This window comes from Nocardiopsis sp. iso_237, assembly GCF_056173345.1.
This window is the reverse complement of record NZ_CM149669.1, coordinates 1,508,337-1,526,405: the sequence shown is the minus strand read 5'-3', so window position 1 is coordinate 1,526,405 and position 18,069 is coordinate 1,508,337. Positions and strand designations below refer to the sequence as shown.

Genomic DNA, 18,069 nt, shown 5'->3' with positions numbered 1-18,069 from the left:
ACGCCGCATATATTCACTTCGACAAGGAAACGCGAACGTCTTTCCGAGAGACATTGGAGCATACCGACACGAACTATCCGGAAGGACCGACCAACCTCCGACCAACCTCCGACCAACCCCCGACCGGGCGCGGATCCCTCCGGTCGCGCTGCGCAGCGCGACCTCAACCGGAGGCGGCCACGACGTGGAGGGGCCGGGCCCGCAGGGCGGCGACTGCTGGGACCAGGCTCGACAACAGGCCCACCATCAGGACGACGGTGGCGATGAGGACATACTGACCTGCGGGCACGGCCAAGACCACGGTGTCACCCGTGAAGGCGTATCCTGTGGCCGCGAGTCCGATCAAGGCCGCGACGGTTCCGAGCGCCACCCCGGCCAACGACACCGCTGTCGCTTCGCTCGCGACCATCCCCACGACCTGTCTCCTTGAGGCCCCCACCAGGCGCAGTAGGGCAAAGCTCCTCGCACGCCCCGCCACGGAGACCACGAGTGTGTTGATCGAGCTGATGCCAGCAAGGCCCACCACCAGGGCCACCATCAGGTGGGTGATCCAGTCGTCTCCCTCTCCCTGCCCGGCCAGGATCTCCCGGTGTTCGGCCTGGTCGGTGACCACGAGTTCGGGACCAGCGTCGATCGCCGCCTCGAGTAGTCGCGCGGCCTCCGTGGGATCCGTTGTCGAATCAAGCGTGACGTAGACGGCGCTGTCCATCGCGTCCAGCATCCTGGGAGCCAGGCTCTGACGAGGCAGCAAGACCTCGGGAAAGTCGAGCCCCGCCTCGTAGAGGACCGAGACCCGGGCCTGAACCGGTTCACCGTCGGGGCCGAAGAGCGTGATGGTGTCACCCACCTGCCATCCCTCGGCCCTTGCGGTATCGGTGTGGAGTGCGACCCCGCCGACGTCGAACGCCTCCCACGTGCCCTCTTCCGCGTCGATCCGGTAGACGTCCGAGACGGTCGCGGGGTCTACGAGATACGTCGTCAGACCTGCTCCGGTGGCAGCTGTGACCGTCTGCCGAAACCCTCCGGCGGAGGCGACCCCGGGGACGGCGGCCGCCGTCTCCGCCACCGTGTCAGGAAGCCCGACCCCTACGGAACCGGCCACCACCAGGTCCGCGCGCAATCGCTCCCCATAGGCGTGCATGCGTGCCTCACTGGTGGTCGGCCCTTGGAAGAGCAGGACGCACGCGACCGCGGTCGTCACCAGGAGGGGTGTCATCACCCCTGCCACCCGGCGCGTGTCGGAGTAGGCGTCGTTCCGGGCCAGGAAGGGCACTGCCCCGGTCAGGGCCCGCGGTCGGACCAGGCCCAGGACGCCCCGGACCAGAACGGGGATGAGCAGTGCCGTCGCAAGGACGAGCACCATCGCGGCAGTGAGTGCCGCCACCACCGCCCCCTGGCTCCCCGCGGCCCCCCAGACCACCAGAAGCAGGGCCACGGCGCAGCTGAGGGTCACCGCTCCGAGAACGACTCGCGCCTTGGAATGGGGGGCGGGTCCGGTCTGTACGGTGCGCATGGCCTCGACCGGTGCGGTCCTGCCTGCCGAACGCGCGGGACTCCAGGAGGCCAACAGAGGCACCGTCAGAGCCAGGACCGTCCCGGCGGTGAGAGCTGGCCACCCCACAGCCAGTTCGAACCCCTGCGGGAGTATCCCCATGAGTTCGAAGAGCCAGGCCAACAGCAGCGCCAGGAGTGTGCCCCCTACCCACGAGAGCACCGCCGCGACGCATCCCAGGACCACCGCCTCACCGATGACCAGGCGCCGAATCAGTCCGGGTGTGGCTCCGACCAGGCGCAGAAGGGCGAATTCTCGTGAGCGATTGCGTACCGCCATGGTCAGCAGTCCCGCGACCATGACGGCGGCCACGGCCAATGCGAGACCGGAGATCGTGCCGAGAAAGTTCCCCATGCCCGAGGCCAGTTCACGGTTGGCCCGATCCAGGATCAACGCCTCGCCCCGATCGGCCCCGGTCAGTACCCTGACGCCGGGCACATCCTCCCGAATCATCTCGGCGAGGCGTGTGGGGTCCGTTCCCTCTCGGGGCCAGACCGCCGCCAGGATCGGGTCTCCACCCCGTGTGGCGGCCTCATTCGAGCTGAAGAAGACGCCTCGTCCCCGTCCTCCATCCGTCCCACCGTCCACGATGCCCGTGACCAGCACGGTAGCGGTTCCATCGGAGGTGAGTACTTCGGTGCGCTCTCCGGATTCGAGGTCGGCCTCGGAAGCGGTCTGGGCGTCGAGCGCTACCTCCCCCACCCGCTCAGGCGCTCGCCCCTGATCGAGTGTGAGGGGTTCGGCCTCCGCGAGGGTCCAGGAGTGCCCCCAGGAGCGATCCGTCTGGTCACCCAGTGCGCGCTCGTCCGTCACCACGTACGCGGGGAAGGGCGCCTCCACCTCCAGTTCACCGACGTCGGCGAGGCCCCTCAGTGTCTCCAAGGTGGCGGGATCCAGTCTCGTGGGCTCCCCGGAGGGCGTCGTGGTGAGCCTGCCGTCATCCGGCACGCCGACCACGACGATCGGCGGTTGCGAGAGTTCCCACGGGGCTCCCGATCCTTCGGCTGCCACCCGGTCGGCCGAAGCCTGCAGAGCCAGGGCTGCCACCGCCAGCCCCGCGCCCAGGGCCACGGTGAGGACTGACAACGTGAGTGAGCGCGCCCGGTCAGCGACGCCGCGCAGAACGAGCTTGATCATTCGGACTCCAAGTACCTGATCCAGTCCAACACGGTGTCCGGGGCTGGGCTGTGCAGCTCACCCTCGATGCCGCCGTCGCGGAGGAACAGCACCCGGTCGGCACGGGCGGCGGCCACGGGGTCATGGGTGACCATGACGATGGTCTGTCCCTGTTCGGAGACCGCGCGCCGCAGTGCACCCAGGACCTGGCCACCAGACCGGGAATCGAGGTTGCCCGTGGGTTCGTCCGCGAACAGCACGCTCGGCCGGTGCACCAGGGCCCGCGCCACGGCGACCCTCTGCTGTTGCCCCCCGGAGAGTTCGGCTGGCCGGTGTCCGAGGCGGCCTGCCAGGCCGAGCGAGTTCACGAGTTCCTCCTGCCAGGCCCTGTCTGTCGGCTGACGAGACAAGCGCTGACCGATGGTGATGTTCTCCTCCGCGTTCAGCATGGGAAGCAGGTTGAACGACTGGAACACGAAGCCGAAGGCACGTGCACGCATCAGCGTCAGATCCCTTTCTGCAAGCCGAGTGATGTCCCGCCCCTCCACCAGCACCGTGCCGGAGTCAGGACGCTCCAGCCCGGCCACGCAGTGCAGGAAGGTGCTCTTCCCAGATCCGGACGGTCCCATGACAGCGGTGAATTCGCCACGGAGAAAATCCACGTTCACCCCTCGCAAAGCACGGACCGGAAGGACGCCACTGGCATAGGTTTTGGTCAGCCCCATGACCCGCAGTACTGCCGACCCCATTCGTGCCCCGCCACTTGGCCAGTTGTGGTCGCCGCTCCCCGTTCCTGCCGCTTGGCGGTTCTTGTGTCTCCCCATGCTGATACTCCGCTCGCTTTCGCAGGTCGAAGGGGCCGGGCCGGACCCGGTCGGTTCTCAGGAAGAGTCAAACAAAGCGGCTCACGAACGTCACTGGCCCTGGTGGGAGAAGTCAAGTAGAGAAACCTCTACCCCCGAAGTCGACTTTCTTGACAGTCAGTAGGATCTGATCCGGTAATCGCCTCCCTTCTGTGATCGTGAGCTCACACCACTGATGTCCTCGAAAACCGAAACGGCCGACGCCGGGCTCTCTCATTCGAAGAGGGGTCTGTTCGGATCACGCTCGTTGGAGACCGTTGATGACACTGGGTCCGTCCCGTCGGGCGGCCACACCACGTTCTGGCACGCCGCCGTGTCCAGACCCTTCCTGGTCCTCGTCACGCTCTGGCCGTGGCGGTCCCTGGCCTACCTGGCCACGTCGTTGCCTGTGGCCGTCTCGTGGGCTCTGCTGTGCTGGCCTCTGCTCCTGCTCTCGGGATTGCCTCTGGCGACGGTGGAGCGACGCAGGATCGTGCTGATGGAGTCGGTGCCCACACCCTCACCCCACAGTCGGTTCCCCGGCATCGTCGGCTCCCGCGACTGGGTTCGGACACGGCTTCGTGAGACCGCCACCTGGCGCGAGCTCGCCTACGGGCTGCTGTTCCTGCCACTCGCGGTAGTGGAGGCCGTGATCGTCACGCTCCTGGTAGCGGTGCCGCTCACCCTGCTGGCCTCTCCTCTGCTACGGGTCACCGACGCCATAGGCCCTGAGGAGGCGAACATGTTGGCGGGGAGCCGTTTCCTGCCCGCCGCCCCCTGGGTCGCCGACATCGCCATCGGAATCGCGGCACTCGTGGTCTCGGCCTACCTCGCCATGGTCCTGGCCGCAGGCCGTGCGCGGTTCACCAGGCTGATGCTCACCACCGACCGTGAGGAGGAGCTGGACGAACGCCTCGGCGAAGCCGTTAGGTCCCGGTCCCGGCTCGTGGACGCCTTCACCGCCGAACGCCGCAGGATCGAGCGCGACCTCCACGACGGCGCGCAACAGCGCCTGACCTCAGTTATCATGCGGCTCGGCATGGCGCGCACCCAGTTCGACACCGACCCAGACCGATCCCGGCTCCTGATCGAGCAGGCCTACGATGACGCCAGGACCACCCTCACTGAGCTTCGCGACCTGGTGTACGGCATCCATCCCGCCGCCCTCAGCGAGAGAGGGCTGGTCGCCGCCCTTGAGGAGCTGGCCGACACGTGCCCGATTCCCGTGGTCGTCGATGCGAACGGGGCGAAACGAGCACCAGCCGTGATCGAGTCCACCGCCTATTTCTGTGCCGCGGAGGCCATCGCCAACGCTGTGCGCCATTCCCGGGCCGTCGAGATCCATCTGTTCCTCAGGACCGATGGTGACCCGATACAGCGACTCCTCTTGCGGGTGAGCGATGACGGCGTCGGAGGTGCCGCTCCGGAATCCGACTCGGGGCTGACGGGGCTCGCTGACAGGGCGGCGGCCTATGGAGGCCTGGTTCGTCTGAGCAGTCCTCCAGGCGGACCCACGACGGTCGAGGTGGAGATCCCATGCGCGTGGTGATCGCCGAGGATTCGGCGCTGCTCCGTGAGGGACTGGTGCAGCTGATCTCCATGGTCGGTCACGAGGTCGTGGCCGCTGTGGGTGACGCCCCGGGCCTGCTCGAGGCGGTGACCGAACACAGGCCGGACGTCGCCGTCACCGACGTGCGCATGCCTCCGGGCAACAGCGACGACGGGCTTCGGGCAGCGCTCCGGCTCACACGCACGCATCCGGATGTGGGCATCCTCGTCCTGTCCCAGTACGTCATACGAGGCGCGGCGGCCGACCTTCTCGAAAACGCCACCTCCGGTGTGGGCTACCTGCTCAAGGACCGGGTCGGGGACGTCGACCAACTGATCGACACCCTTGAGCAAGTGGCGTCACACGGGACGGTCATCGACCCGGAGGTGGTGCGCAGACTCCTCGGTCGCCAACGCAACCAGTCGGCGTTGGACCGACTGAGTCCGAGAGAGTCGGAAGTCCTGGCACTAATGGCACAGGGCCGGTCCAACGCCGCGATCGCCGCACTCCTGGTGATCACCGAAGCCGCCGTTGCCAAGAACATCAGCAACATCTTCACCAAACTGCGTCTCCAGGTGGCGACGGAGGACAATCGCCGGGTCCTGGCAGTCCTCGCCTACCTGGGGAACTGAACCGTCCACACGCATCCCGAAAGAGCGCAAGAGGAGCCGAACTTGCCTTCCGTGAACAGCTCGGACAATTCCATTTCCCCCTCGCAGGAGATTCCCGCACAGGTTCGACTGGGGATCGAGATCCGGCGCCGAAGAATGGCACAGGGACTGTCACAGCGCCAACTCGTCCGGTTACTCGGTCTGAGGGCCCATAGCAATCTCGTCGACTACGAACTCGGACGACGCCTCCCACCGGCGGACATCGTCTCAGCCTGCGAGAAGGAACTACGCGTGGCCGGTGGGTCGCTACTCCTCCTGCACACCACCGCCATGGACGAGCGCGCGAGCGAGTGGTCCCGCGAGGCGGAAGAGAAGCTGATGGTCGAAGGAAAGCGCGGATCCGACTCCTGACCAAGGCCTCGACGAGAAGTCATCCCGAGTCAGGAACCAACGATCCAGTCGGCCACCGATCAATCTCCCAGACTTGTCGGCACGGTGTTGTCCGACCCTTGTTCGCATGGTCGCCGACCGCCGCCCCATCCTCAACGGGGACGACGGGGGCGACCGCCTCCCACTGGCGTGCACCGCGCGGTGCTCGGGGTGATCCAGTACCACGATGAGAAAGGGCACGGAGGTGAACGCGGCGATCAGGCGTCGTTGCACGAGGGTGCTCCTGCTTCGATGCACCAGTGCCGCGCGCGCTCGTACTGATCACTGATGCGGGCGAACGCCATGCCGGTCCGCCGTAGTTCCTCGGGGGTGCGGGTCTCGTCCACCCACAGGGCGTGCAGGATCCTCGCGTCCGCTTAGTGGCCCAGACATGAGGACTGGACGAGGAGGAACAGCCACGTCGCGGCGCTGACGGCCCCGCTCGCGACCCAGGTCCGGACGGCGGAGGACCCGCTCGCCGGGGCCTCCAGCACGGCGCGCCCGATCTCCGCAACGGCGACGTAGGGCACGATCCCGCCGCCACGGACAGCGCAGACAGGGCGCCACAGACGATCAGATGCCCCCGGACGGGCCCGAGGCAGTCGCGCGAGGGCTCCGGGTCTCGCGAGGCCGGACGGCGATTCCTCTCCTTCCCCGTTCGTCCCCGTGTGTCCCGATGGGAGGGCCTGTGCGCGGTCTGCGCGGAACCCGTCGTCCGACCGGCGCGCGGTCGGCGTCGGCGGTACTGCTCCCGCGCGTGCCAGCCGCGACGTTGTCGGGAGAGAACCGGGAACCGCCTCCGACGCGCACCGTGAACACCGGCGCGGAGAAGCGGACTTCCTCCACCCCATTACCTTCGGACATCTCCCAAAGTGACGGGGCGAATACGTTCCGGCCTTTCTCCGCTTCGACTTCTCCCGACCCGGTAAACCACGCGGAAAGAGGGCGACCCCGCGTCGGGATTCCCGTGGTGGGCCTTTCGCTTCGGGCCCGCTCGGGAAAGTCAAGATCATTCTGGATTGCCCCACGTCAGGAACGGCGAAGAACGGTTCAGGGCCGCCCGGGGTCGATCGCCCGGGCGGGGTCGGCCTCCAGTACGGTCCACGCCTCCAGTGGAGGGTTGTCGCCCACGACCCTGGCCCACAGCCGCAGGACGGTCACCGTCGCGTGGCCCCCGACGTCCTCGTGGAGGAAGAAGACGAGTTCTGCCTGATCGGCGGCCATTTCGATATAGAGGTGTTCCAACATGTCACCGGGAACGGAACTGGAGTAGAGCGCCGCCTTGATCCGCTCGGGGGGAAACGGGTCGCGGACGGACAACCGCAGGCGTATGATTCTCATGTTTTCCGTCTGTTCATCGAGGCACGGGCAAGTGATTCCTGAACGGATCGTGAACCACTCTTGCGGTGGGGTCCCGCAGACTCCACACTTGGCACGGATGTTTTCGCAGGGTCTCCGTTCCGGCGTGGCCGACGCACCGTGTGGCCCCGGAGATCGATAAGGAAGAAGCGACTGGAGGAAAGTCGTGTTCGGGTCGATCGGAATCGGTCAAGACGCGGTGAGTGTTTATCGGGCGATGTTCGCCGAGCCCCACGCCGGGGTGCGGGACCTCGGACGCCTTCTGGACTGGCCCGTGGAACGGGTGCGGTCGGCGCTGGACGAACTGGCCCGGCTCTCCCTGGTCCGACGCTCCTGGGAGAAGTCCGAGGAGCTGGTCCTGGTCCGGCCCGAGTTCGCCCTCCAGTCGCTGCTGGTCCAGCAGGAGGCCGACCTCCTGGAGCGGCAGCAGCAGCTGGCCACCGCCCGCTCGGCCATCACGCAGCTGATCTCCGAGTTCGAGGAGAGCCACCGCATCCGCGCGACCATGGACATCGAACAGCTCCACGGAATCGACGCGATCCGGCTGCGCATCGAGGAGTTCGTGCACGAGTGCCGCCACTCGTTCTGGACGTTCGCCGACGGGGGCGCGCAGACGCAGGACAACCTGGAGGCGAGCCTCCCTCTGGACCGGATGCTGCTGGACCGGGGCGTCGAGCTGCGCGACATCTACCTCGACAGCGTGATGAACGACCCCAAGACCGTTCGGTACATCTCCCAGCTGACCGAGCTCGGAGCCCAGATCCGCACGGCTCCCACCCTGCCGACCAGGATGATCCTCTTCGACCGCACCACCGCGCTGATTCCCACGGACCCCGACGACTCCTCCGCGAGCGCCCTGGTCCTGCGCGGCTCCGGTGTGGTCACGGCCCTGATGGCCCTGTACGAGTACGTGTGGGAGGGCGCCAACCCCCTCGGAGCCAGCGCTCCACGCGGCCGTCACGGCCTGAGCACGCAGGAGCAGGCTGTGGTGAACCTGCTGGCCGAGGGCAACACCGACGAGACCATCGCCCGCAAGCTCGGGGTGTCGGTGCGCACCGCGCGCCGGATCACGGCGGACCTCAGCCGTCGGTTGGGGGCCCGGAGCCGCTTCCAGGCCGGTGTCCTCGCGACCGCGCTGGGCTGGATCGACACGTCCTCCCTGGACGGGGCCGCCGAGAGGGAGGACGTGGTCTGACCGCCCGCCCGCCCGGGGTTCACTCGGCCGCCAGGGAGAGGGGGATCTCCCGCCGGACGCGCGCCCGCGGGCGGCGGGTGAGCGGAACCGGACCCTCACCCAGCACCTCCTGGTGCAGGGCCTGGAGATCACCCGAGGGCTCCAGGCCGAGTTCCTCGGCGAGGGCCAGCCGCAGGCTCCGATAGGCCGCCAGGGCCTCGTCGCGGCGCCCGGCCCCGTTCAGCGCGCGGATGAGCTGGCCGTGGAACCACTCGTTCAGCGGGTACTCCATCACCAGGGACCGCAGTTCGCAGATCGACTCCCGGCCGCGACCCAGCAGGACCTCGGCCCGGATGCGCAGTTCCTGCGCGTGCAGCCGCTGTTCCTCCAACCGGACCGTGTGGGAGCCGATCAGCGGGCCCCGGGGGACGTGGGCGAGGCACGGGCCGGACCACAGGTCCAGTGCCTCACCCAGGCGCCCCGACGCCGCGTCGGGGTGGCCCTCCTCCAGGAGGCGGCGGCCCTCACCGAGCAGCCGTTGGAACTCCAACGCGTCCAGCTGCTCGGGGGCGACCCGCAGCAGGTACCCGGAGGAGCGCGTGACCAGGAGCTCGGGTTCCTCCGTCGCGGGGTCCGCCCGCTCGACGGCCTTGCGGAGCTGGCAGACGTAGGTCTGCACGGTCGTCACCGCGCTCTTGGGCGGATGGTCCCCCCACAGTTCCCTGATCAGGACGCCCATGGGGACGGGATGGTTCGCCCGCAGCAGCAGCATCGCCAGGACCTGGAGGACCTTCGGCGCCCTGGGTGTGCACGTCCGGTCCTCCCTCAGGATCTCCAGCGCGCCGAGAATCGTGAATTTCACTGGGTCACCCTTCTTCGTCCCCGTTTCGGATTCACTGCCATCCGGCGCCGCACTCGATACCGGTGCACTCCGACGGGAAGTTCGTGTCCTGGGCGAGGGCCGATCCGCCGCCTCCGATAATGGCGATGGCGGTGAAACCGGCGGCGCAGAGGAATCGCTTGATCTTGCCCATGAAGGCCACTTCCCTTTTCCGTGAACCGCGGGTGACCGCGGGGTGTCTTATCGGAGTCCAGCAGGGCCGGGTGATTCGAGGAATCCGTTTTCCCGGCCCGCTGTTCTGATTTCCATCATCGACGCTCGGAAGGGGGTTGTCAGCACGATCGACTGGCATACTCCTGCAATGGCACCTAGCTGCCAGGCGGGGCGCCCGCCGACGGTGGCCCCCACCTGCCAGAAGGCCCGGGCGCGCTCGGCACCGGGATCCGAGCGGGAGCGCCGAGGCCGCCCACACCCCCGTCCCCACGGGGTTTCCGACCCACCTCGCGCGGACTCGTGCACCGTCAGCCCCAGGGCCGCGACCCCGGCCACCCGCGCCGTCGCGACGGGCGCCAGGACCCGCCGAAACCGCGTTCGAGGGACACTCAAGCGCTCGTCCAGGCAGGGTCGAAGAACGGTCCTGGGAAATGAGAGTCCCCTTGTCCGGGGTTCGCGGTACTTGGTACCCGAATTCGGGCAAAAGGAATCTTTCCCACCAGTATTGCCAAGGGGTGTCGGCGTTACCTAAGTTCTGCTCTGGCAGCCGAACAACCACCGGATTCGCCAGCAGAATCAGACAGGGACCGGTGTCCCACACCAGCCCGGAAAATCCCGCACGAATGTGCGGACCCACCCGTAGTTCTCGTGACCGAGGAGCCGATAACCGTGGCTACTCCCGCCGTCTGGGAAATGATCCAGGAACACGCCCACCACCGACCGGAATCCGTGGCACTGAGTTTCACCGAGGGCAGCATGACCTTCGGGGAACTGGTCGCCGCGGTGAACGCGACCGAACCCGGGGATCCCTCCACCGGCGTCCACGTCGTGCGTGCCGGACGTGACGGACGGGCCGTGATCGACACCCTGGCGGTCCAGCGGCTCCGGCGGCCCGCGCTCCTCGTCCCCCACGACGCGGGTGCCGGGTACACCGACCGGATCAACCAGGACCTACGCGACCTCACCGAGGACTTCGGGGACGCGTGCGGTCTGTGGACCACGACCTCCGGCTCGACCGGCAGGCCCAAGATCGTCGCCCACGACCCCGAGGGCGTCGACCGCTTCGTCGGCTGGGCGCGCGACCACTTCGACCTGGGGACCGACACGGTCTCCCTCAGCCTCTCCCCGATGAACTTCGACATCGCGACCCTGGACGTGTGGGCGGTCCTGGCCGCCGGCGGACGGGTCGTCTTCGCCCCACAGGACGACCTCACGAACGGTCCGGCCCTGGCCGAGGCGGCCCGCACGCACGGCGTCAGCCTCCTGCAGGCCGTACCGGTCGTGCTCACCCTCATCGCCCGCGCCGGCCTCCCCGCACCACGGATCCGCACCGTGGTCTCCACCGGCGACTTCTACCCCCTGGAGACCCTGCCCGACCTGCACGCGGCCTTTCCCGAGGCCGACCTGTGGAGCGTCTACGGCAGTACCGAGACCAACGACAGCTTCATCCTGGACCTCCGCCGTGCGACGGCCGGAGAACTGGGCCGCCCCATCGACGGGGTCCACCACCGCGTCGACGCGACCGGCGAACTGGTCGTCTCCACCCCCTTCCAGGCGCTGGGCTACGTCAACGCCCCGAACGACGCCTGGCGCGACGTCGGGGGGCGACGCGAGTTCCGCACCGGCGACCTGGTCACCACCGGCGCCGACGGCGCCCTGCGCCTGGCCGGACGGAGCGACCGCCAGGTCAAGGTGCGCGGCGTGCGCCTGTCCCTCGACGCCGTCGAGGCGGTGCTGCGCCACCAGAACGGTGTGGCCGACGCCGTGGTCACGGCGCGCGGCCGGGGCTCCGGCGACAAGGAGCTCCTGGCCGCCGTGCTCGTCGAGCCGGGGGCCGCCGTCTCCAACCTGGCCCTGCGCTCGGCCGTCTCCTCCACCCTCACCCCGACGGCGGTACCGAGCCGGACGTTCCTCACCACGGAGCCCTTCCCGGTGACCGGCACGGGCAAGACCGACCGCAACGGTGCCATCCGCAGACTCCTCGAAAGGTGACCGACATGACCACCGACCTCCGCGACCGCATCCAGGAACGCATCGTGACCGCCCACGCCCCGGACCTGGCGGGCGAGGACATCCCCCGCGACTACGACCTCCTCGCCAACGGCGTCGTCGACAGCCTCTCCCTCCTCGCGCTCGTGGAGTGGATCCAGTCCTCCTTCGACGTCCCCGTCACCGACGTCGAGATCTCCCCCGCCGACTTCCGCACCATCGACTCGATCGCGGACTTCATCGGGACCAACACCGGGCCACGGCTCTGACCCTCCCCCTTCCGTCAGACCACCCGCACGACCGAAAAGAGAGATTCCATGTTCAAGCGCTCCCGTGAGAAGACCGACACCATCGACTGGGGCAACGGCACCAGCGACCGCCTGCTGGTGGAGGACGACAACCTGGGCTTCACCGTCGCGCACACCGTGGTGCGGGCGGGAACCGTCTCCCGGCTCCAGTACGCCAACCACCTGGAGGCCTGCTACTGCATCGGCGGCAGCGGGTTCGTCGAGAGCAAGGACGGCGGAACGCGCATCGACCTCACCCCGGGCGTCCTCTACGCCCTGGACCAGCACGACCCGCACCTGCTGATCGCCAGCGACCACGAGGACCTGGAACTGGTCAGCGTGTTCAACCCCCCGCTCTGCGGCGACGAGCGCCACGACCTCGACTCCCCCGAGTTCTCCTCCTACTGACCGGACGTGAACAGCATGGTGACCACCACCGCGGCACCGCCGCGAGACGAGGACACCGCGCTCGCCCGCGTACGCGAGCGCGTCGAACAGGTGGCCCCGGCCATCAACCGGGGCCACCTCGACCGGGACCGCGAGGCGGTCTTCTCCCGGGAAGCCTGGCGGGAGCTGGCGGGCACGGGCCTGTTCGGCTCCTGCCTGCCCGAGGAGGTCGGAGGAAGCGCCGGCTCCCTCACCGACCTCATGCACGTGGTCGAGGGTCTGGGCTACGCCGTCCGTGACTCCGGTCTGAACTTCAGCGCGGCCACCCACCTCGCCAGTACCGGGTTCGCGCTCAACGGCTTCGCGGGCCCCGAACTCCGCCGCCGCCACCTGCCGTCGGTCGCCGCCGGGACGTCCATCGGCTGCCACGCCATCACCGAGCCGGAGACCGGGTCGGACGTGCTGGCCATGTCCACCACGGGCCGCCTCGACGGTGACCACATCGAGCTGGACGGGCTGAAGACCTACGTCACCAACGGGCCGGTTGCGGACCTCGCTGTCGTCTACGTCCGCACCTCCGACACCCCCGGCCCGCTCGGTCTGAGCGCGGTGCTCGTCCCGAGGGGCACCCCCGGGGCGGACTTCGGTCCCCCGCTGGACAAGACGACCCTGCGGACCTCCCCCTTCGGGGAGTTGCGCCTGACCGGATGCCGGGTCCCCAGGGCCAACGTCATCGGTGGTGTGGGGACCGGGTTCCTGATCCTCGACCGCGTGATGACCTGGGAGATCCTGATCGCCTTCGTCATCAACGTGGGCGAGATGCGCCACCGCCTGGACCGGGTCGTGGAACGGGTCGGCAGCCGACGCCAGTTCGGCCGGCCGCTCGCCGAGTTCCAGGGCGTGCGCAACACCGTCGTGGAGATGCACATCGCGACCCAGAGCGCCCGCCAGGCCCTCCACTCCGCCGGAGCGGCGGTCTCCGCCGGGCACCGGGCCACCGCGGAGACCGCGGTGGCGAAGATCCTCACCAGCGAGGCCAACATCCGCACCGCCCAGGCCGCCGTCGAACTGTTCGGCGGCGAGGGCGTGCTCACCGACACCGGAATGGAGATCGGGGTCCGCGACGCCCTCAGCGGCCCCATCTACTCCGGCTCCAACGCCGTGCAACGGCAGAAGATCGCCAAGGCCCTGGGCCTGTGACCGGAGGATCACCGTGACCGAGACCCACACCCTGACGGACCCGACCCACTTCCTCGACCACCAGAGCCCCGAAGTGCGGGAGTTCGTCGACCGCGCGCTGCCCGACCGGGACGCCTCACCCCGCGAGATGGCCGTTCGCCTGCACGACGCCGTGCGCGACGGCATCCGCTACGAGGTCTACGACGCCGACCTCACCCGCGAGGGGGTCCGCGCGTCCAGCATCCTCAGACGCGGGCAGGGGTTCTGTGTCCACAAGTCCATCGTCTACGCGGCCGCCGCCCGCTCGGTGGGCATCCCCACGCGGCTGGTCTACGGGGACGTGCGCAACCACCTGGCGTCCGACCGCCTCCTGGAGCTGATGGGCGACGACCTCTTCACCTTCCACGCCCTCGTCTCGGTGCGGATCGACGGCACCTGGATCCGCGCGACCCCCGTCTTCAACACCCTGCTGTGCCGTCTCTACGGCATCCGGCCACTGGAGTTCGACGGCCGTGAGGACAGCTACTACCACCCCTTCGACAACCAGGGCCGCCGCCACATGGAGTTCGTCCGCTGGCGCGGCGAGTTCGACGACTTCCCCTACGAGACCGTGGTCGGCGGTATCACCGAGAACCATCCGAAGCTGGTCGGCCCGGAACTGGTGACCGCCCAGGGGTCCCTGACCGACGACGCCCGCCGTGAGCGTGGAGAGTGAGAGGAGTGGACATGACCGGGATCGACCAGTCGAACGTCATCGTCTCCGACGAGGTCCGTACCGCCATCGAGAACCGGGAGGCCGTCGTCTCCATGGAGACCTCGGTGGTCGCCGGGGGTTCCTACCCGCACAACCTGGAGACCGCGCTGGCGGTGGACCAGTGCGCGCGTGACGAGGGGGCGGTTCCCGCCCGTGTCGCGGTGATCGACGGCGCCCTGCGCGTCGGGGTCTCGGACGACGAGCTGGAGCGACTGGCCAAGGCCGCGGACAGTCAGAAGATCAGTACCCGGGACCTGGCGGTCGCCCTGCACGGCGGCCGCACCGGGGGCACCACGGTCTCCTCCAGCCTCATCGCCACGGTCGCCGCCGGGATCAGGGTGTTCGCCGTGGCGGGGATCGGCGGTGTCCACCGGGGCGCCGAGGTCTCCTTCGACATCTCCACGGACCTCACCGAGTTCACGCGTTCGCCCGTGGCGGTCGTCTGCGCGGGGGCGAAGTCCCTGCTCGACCCGGCGCTGACCCTGGAGTACCTGGAGACCGTGGGCGTGCCCGTCATCGGGTACCGGTCCGACGACTTCCCCGGCTACTACACCCGCAGCACGGGGCAGCCCGTCCCCTACCGGATCGACGACCTGGGAGAGCTGGCCGCGGTCATGCACCGGCACTGGGGGGCGGTCTCCCCCTCCTCGGTGCTGGTCACCCACCCCATCGAGGAGGAGTGGAGCATCGACGCCGACCTGCTCAACACGATGGTGGAGGACGCCCTGAGCGAGGCCCGCGCGAGCGGTGCGACGGGGCCCGCGCTCACCCCCTTCGTCCTGTCGGCCATCTCCAAGGCGACGGACGGGCGCAGCGCCCTGGTCAACCGGGCGGTCCTGGAGTCCACGACCCGGCTGGCGGCCCGCCTCGCGGTCGCGGAGGCCGACGTCCCCGCCGGCGGGCGGCCCACGGGACCGGCGGTGCGGACATGACGCGCATACGCGGTGTGCTCCTGGACCTGGACGGCACCCTGGTGGACTCGCCCTCGGTGATCCTGGCCGCCTTCCACGACGCCTGCGCCCCGCACGGCGCGGTGCCGCTCCCGGCCGACGCCCGCGGGCTCATCGGCAAGCCGCTCGACACGATCCTGCCCCGACTCCTCCCGCGAGGCGACGAAGCGGTCTGGGAGGAGGCCAAGGCGCTCTTCCGGGAGTCCTTCGCCCGCCGCAGCCGCGCCGCCGCCTCGACCCTGGTGTTCCCGGGGATCCGGGAGCTGCTGACGGACCTGGCGGCGGAGGGGCTCCGGATCGCGGTGGTCACCAGCAAGATCACCCGAAGCGCCCACGAACTGTTGGAGTCCACCGGGCTGGACCAGCATCCGGACCTGGTGGTCGGGCACGACCAGTCCCCCCGGGGCAAGCCCGCCCCGGACCCGGCCCTGCTGGCCGCGAGCTCCCTCGGGCTGGCGCCCGAGGAGTGCGTGGTCGTGGGCGACTCCCCCGACGACGTCGCCATGGCGGTCTCCGCCGGGATGGCGGCGATCGGGGTGGACTGGGGTGTCTCCGACGCCGACACCCTGTTCTCCGCCGGTGCCGACCACGTCGCCACCACCGTCAACGAACTCGCCGGTCACCTGCACGGTCCGGTCATGCAATCCGCCAGGAAGGTGACTCAGTGAACACGGTACGCAGACTGACGGGGAGTCCCCAGGCGATGGGCGCGCTCGGCGTCCTGTGCCTGGCGCAGTTCCTCATCGCGCTGGACTACTCCATCATCTACGTGGCGATGCCCAGCGTCGGGCACGACCTCGGCCTCTCGTCGTCCGTGCTCCAGTGGATCGTCAGCGCCTACGCCCTCCTGTTCGCCGGTCTGCTCCTGGTGGGCGGACGCGTCTGCGACCGGGTCGGCGCGAAGCGGGTCTTCCTGGTCTCGGTCGTCGTCTTCGGCGCGGCCAGCGCCCTGGGCGGGTTCGCCCAGGAGGGCGTGGCGCTGCTGGTCAGCCGGGGCGCGCAGGGGTTGTCGGCGGCCTTCCTCCAACCGGCGACCATCGGCCTCATCAGCGCGACCTTCGCGGCCGGTCCGGCCCGCTCCCGGGCCCTGGCGATCTGGGGCGCCATCGGTGCCTCCGGTCTCGCCGTCGGCGCCATCCTGGGCGGCGTCCTCACCGAGTTCTCCTGGCGCTGGACCTTCCTCATCAACATTCCCCTCACCCTGCTGGCGGCCCTGGGCGGCCTGCTGTGGCTGACCGCGGCCTCCAGGAAGGAGAGGGGCGCGCGGATTCCCCTGTCCGCCGCGATGATGGGGACCGGTGCGCTCCTGGCGCTGGTCATCGGTCTGACACTGGTGGCGGACCCGGAGGCCTCGGGTGCCTACGCCGGAGCCGCGTGCCTGGTCGCGGTGGTGCTGGGGCTGGCCTTCCTCACCCACGAGTCGCGGGCCGACAACGTGATGGTGGACCGTTCGCTGCGCCGGACCCGCTCCCTCGGGGCCGGTGTGGTGGCCACCTACCTGTACATGGCCAGTGTGGGATCGGAGTTCTACCTCGTCACCCTGCTGCTCCAGAAGCTGGAGGGCTTCACGCCGCTCCAGGCGGGGCTGGGCTTCCTCCCGCTGGCCGTCATGGTGACCCTGGGGAACATGGCCGCGGGCCGCGCGGTGGAGCGGATCGGCGCGGGAACGACCATGACGGCGGGCTTCCTGATCAGCCTCGTCGGCCTGGCGCTGCTCGCCGCCATGCTGGGGTCGGGCACGTACACGACCCACCTGCTGCCCGGTCTGCTGCTCAGCGGGTTCGGCCACGGGGTCATCTACACCTCCATGTTCGTCATCGGGACCCGGGACGTGCCCGACCGGCACCAGGGCACCGCCGGGGCGCTCATGACCACGTCCCAGTACCTGTCGGCGGCGGTCACGGTGGCCCTGCTGACGATCATCCTGGGCACCGACCCGACAGGTGTGGAGTTCCGGTGGGCGTTCGGCCTCACCGCCGCCTTCGCCGCCGCGGGCATGCTCATCTCCCCGCTGATCCTGCGCCGCCAGGAGAAGCCGAAGGTGGAGGTCCGGGTATGAGGACGAGGCTCGGCATCCTGGTCATCCACAACGACCCCGTGCCCGAGGCGGAGATCTGGCGCTCGGCCGGGCCCGACACGAGCGTGCACACCGCGAGGTTCTGGACGCCGCGCCCCTTCGGCACCGAGTTCACCGGCCTGGACCTGGGGGTGCTTCTCTCCGAGACGGGGCTGGACACCGCCGTGCGCCAGCTGGGCGACCTGGGCGTGCACGCCCTGGGCTACTGCTTCGCCAGCAGCAGCGTGTTCGGCGGGACGGCGTTCGACGACGCCTTCGGCGCGCACGTCGAGGAGCTGTCGGGCGGGGTCCCGACCGTCACGGCGGGCCAGGCCATCCGGGAGGAACTGGACCGCGGCGGGGACGACGGGATCGCCGTGGTCGCCCCGCCGTGGTTCAGCGACGGCACGCTGGAGGCCATCCGCGCCTACCTGCCGGTGCGGGTGCGCCAGGTCATGAGGTTCGAGCTGCCACCGGAGTGGGACGGCATCGAACGGCCGGACCTCTTCGACCGGGGCGCGCGCTTCGCCGTGGACCAGGCCGAACTCGAACGCCAGGTCCTGCGGCGGCTGGAACCGGGGATCGGGACGGTCGTCGTGCCCGGCGGCGGTTTCGCCAGCCTCGCCGCCGCCGAACGGCTGCGCCGGGCGCGGGGGCTGAGGGTCGTCTCCTCGAACTCGGCCCTCCTGCGGTCCATGGAGCGGCGCGCGGCCTCCGCCGCGCGGGCGGTCCCGGCGCCCTGACACGGCTGATCCCCCAGGGGCACCGGGCGAGGTGAACG

Annotated in this window: 19 protein-coding genes; 13 read left to right on the top strand and 6 right to left on the bottom strand. The window is 69.4% G+C overall.

What is annotated here, in order from left to right:
* Window positions 1–163 precede the first annotated feature (163 nt).
* A complete protein-coding gene (locus AC0VYM_RS07020; protein ID WP_475460310.1) occupies window positions 164–2,689 on the bottom strand; it encodes an FtsX-like permease family protein in 2,526 nt (841 codons plus the stop codon).
* A complete protein-coding gene (locus AC0VYM_RS07015) occupies window positions 2,686–3,393 on the bottom strand; it encodes an ABC transporter ATP-binding protein (protein ID WP_475460308.1) in 708 nt (235 codons plus the stop codon). The genes AC0VYM_RS07020 and AC0VYM_RS07015 overlap by 4 nt, the downstream gene beginning before the upstream one ends.
* 451 nt (window positions 3,394–3,844) lie before the next feature.
* Between AC0VYM_RS07015 and AC0VYM_RS07010 the strand changes: the two genes are divergently transcribed.
* The 3 genes from AC0VYM_RS07010 to AC0VYM_RS07000 are packed head-to-tail and all read left to right on the top strand — an operon-like array spanning window position 3,845 to window position 6,081.
* A complete protein-coding gene (locus AC0VYM_RS07010; RefSeq protein WP_475460306.1) occupies window positions 3,845–5,059 on the top strand; it encodes a sensor histidine kinase in 1,215 nt (404 codons plus the stop codon).
* Entirely contained in the window at window positions 5,047–5,691 is a 645-nt protein-coding gene (locus AC0VYM_RS07005; RefSeq protein WP_475460304.1) for a response regulator transcription factor, read from the top strand. The genes AC0VYM_RS07010 and AC0VYM_RS07005 overlap by 13 nt, the downstream gene beginning before the upstream one ends.
* Window positions 5,692–5,742: 51 nt before the next feature.
* On the top strand, window positions 5,743–6,081 hold the full coding sequence (locus AC0VYM_RS07000; RefSeq protein ID WP_475462962.1) for a helix-turn-helix domain-containing protein: 339 nt from the start codon (window positions 5,743–5,745) through the stop codon (window positions 6,079–6,081).
* A gap of 236 nt (window positions 6,082–6,317) precedes the next feature.
* Here AC0VYM_RS07000 and AC0VYM_RS06995 read toward each other — a convergent pair whose 3' ends face one another.
* Together AC0VYM_RS06995 and AC0VYM_RS06990 are read right to left on the bottom strand one after the other, a co-directional pair.
* Window positions 6,318–6,446, bottom strand: a complete 129-nt coding sequence (locus AC0VYM_RS06995) for a hypothetical protein (protein ID WP_475460302.1) — start codon at window positions 6,444–6,446, stop codon at window positions 6,318–6,320.
* Between the two features lie 703 nt (window positions 6,447–7,149).
* Window positions 7,150–7,440, bottom strand: a complete 291-nt coding sequence (locus AC0VYM_RS06990; protein WP_475460300.1) for a hypothetical protein — start codon at window positions 7,438–7,440, stop codon at window positions 7,150–7,152.
* 235 nt (window positions 7,441–7,675) lie between these two features.
* Between AC0VYM_RS06990 and AC0VYM_RS06985 the strand changes: the two genes are divergently transcribed.
* Window positions 7,676–8,653 carry a helix-turn-helix transcriptional regulator gene (locus AC0VYM_RS06985; RefSeq protein ID WP_475460298.1) on the top strand — a complete coding sequence of 326 codons (978 nt, stop codon included), beginning with the start codon at window positions 7,676–7,678 and terminating at the stop codon, window positions 8,651–8,653.
* Between the two features lie 19 nt (window positions 8,654–8,672).
* Here AC0VYM_RS06985 and AC0VYM_RS06980 read toward each other — a convergent pair whose 3' ends face one another.
* A complete protein-coding gene (locus AC0VYM_RS06980) occupies window positions 8,673–9,494 on the bottom strand; it encodes an AfsR/SARP family transcriptional regulator (protein ID WP_475460296.1) in 822 nt (273 codons plus the stop codon).
* Window positions 9,495–9,525: 31 nt separating this feature from the next.
* Complete coding sequence (locus tag AC0VYM_RS06975; protein ID WP_475460294.1) at window positions 9,526–9,666, bottom strand: hypothetical protein; 141 nt, start codon at window positions 9,664–9,666, stop codon at window positions 9,526–9,528.
* Window positions 9,667–10,355: 689 nt separating this feature from the next.
* On the opposite strand from AC0VYM_RS06975, the gene AC0VYM_RS06970 reads away from it, so the two are divergent.
* The 9 genes from AC0VYM_RS06970 to AC0VYM_RS06930 are packed head-to-tail and all read left to right on the top strand — an operon-like array spanning window position 10,356 to window position 18,031.
* Window positions 10,356–11,678 carry an AMP-binding protein gene (locus tag AC0VYM_RS06970; RefSeq protein ID WP_475460292.1) on the top strand — a complete coding sequence of 441 codons (1,323 nt, stop codon included), beginning with the start codon at window positions 10,356–10,358 and terminating at the stop codon, window positions 11,676–11,678.
* Between the two features lie 5 nt (window positions 11,679–11,683).
* Window positions 11,684–11,944: a phosphopantetheine-binding protein gene (locus AC0VYM_RS06965; RefSeq protein ID WP_475460290.1), complete on the top strand. Its 261-nt coding sequence runs from the start codon at window positions 11,684–11,686 to the stop codon at window positions 11,942–11,944.
* Window positions 11,945–11,992: 48 nt separating this feature from the next.
* Window positions 11,993–12,370, top strand: a complete 378-nt coding sequence (locus AC0VYM_RS06960; RefSeq protein WP_475460288.1) for an ectoine synthase — start codon at window positions 11,993–11,995, stop codon at window positions 12,368–12,370.
* A 15-nt stretch (window positions 12,371–12,385) separates the two neighbouring features.
* Entirely contained in the window at window positions 12,386–13,549 is a 1,164-nt protein-coding gene (locus AC0VYM_RS06955; RefSeq protein ID WP_475462961.1) for an acyl-CoA dehydrogenase family protein, read from the top strand.
* Between the two features lie 13 nt (window positions 13,550–13,562).
* Window positions 13,563–14,243: a transglutaminase-like domain-containing protein gene (locus tag AC0VYM_RS06950; RefSeq protein WP_475460286.1), complete on the top strand. Its 681-nt coding sequence runs from the start codon at window positions 13,563–13,565 to the stop codon at window positions 14,241–14,243.
* An 11-nt stretch (window positions 14,244–14,254) separates the two neighbouring features.
* A complete protein-coding gene (locus AC0VYM_RS06945; RefSeq protein WP_475460284.1) occupies window positions 14,255–15,214 on the top strand; it encodes a pseudouridine-5'-phosphate glycosidase in 960 nt (319 codons plus the stop codon).
* Window positions 15,211–15,900: an HAD family hydrolase gene (locus AC0VYM_RS06940; RefSeq protein ID WP_475460282.1), complete on the top strand. Its 690-nt coding sequence runs from the start codon at window positions 15,211–15,213 to the stop codon at window positions 15,898–15,900. The genes AC0VYM_RS06945 and AC0VYM_RS06940 overlap by 4 nt, the downstream gene beginning before the upstream one ends.
* Window positions 15,897–17,291, top strand: a complete 1,395-nt coding sequence (locus AC0VYM_RS06935; protein ID WP_475460280.1) for an MFS transporter — start codon at window positions 15,897–15,899, stop codon at window positions 17,289–17,291. The genes AC0VYM_RS06940 and AC0VYM_RS06935 overlap by 4 nt, the downstream gene beginning before the upstream one ends.
* The gene (locus AC0VYM_RS06930) at window positions 17,288–18,031 is read left to right on the top strand and encodes an aspartate racemase/maleate isomerase family protein (protein WP_475460278.1); all 744 of its coding nucleotides are present in this window, start codon (window positions 17,288–17,290) and stop codon (window positions 18,029–18,031) included. Before AC0VYM_RS06935 ends, AC0VYM_RS06930 begins: the two co-directional genes overlap by 4 nt.
* Window positions 18,032–18,069: the final 38 nt, after the last annotated feature.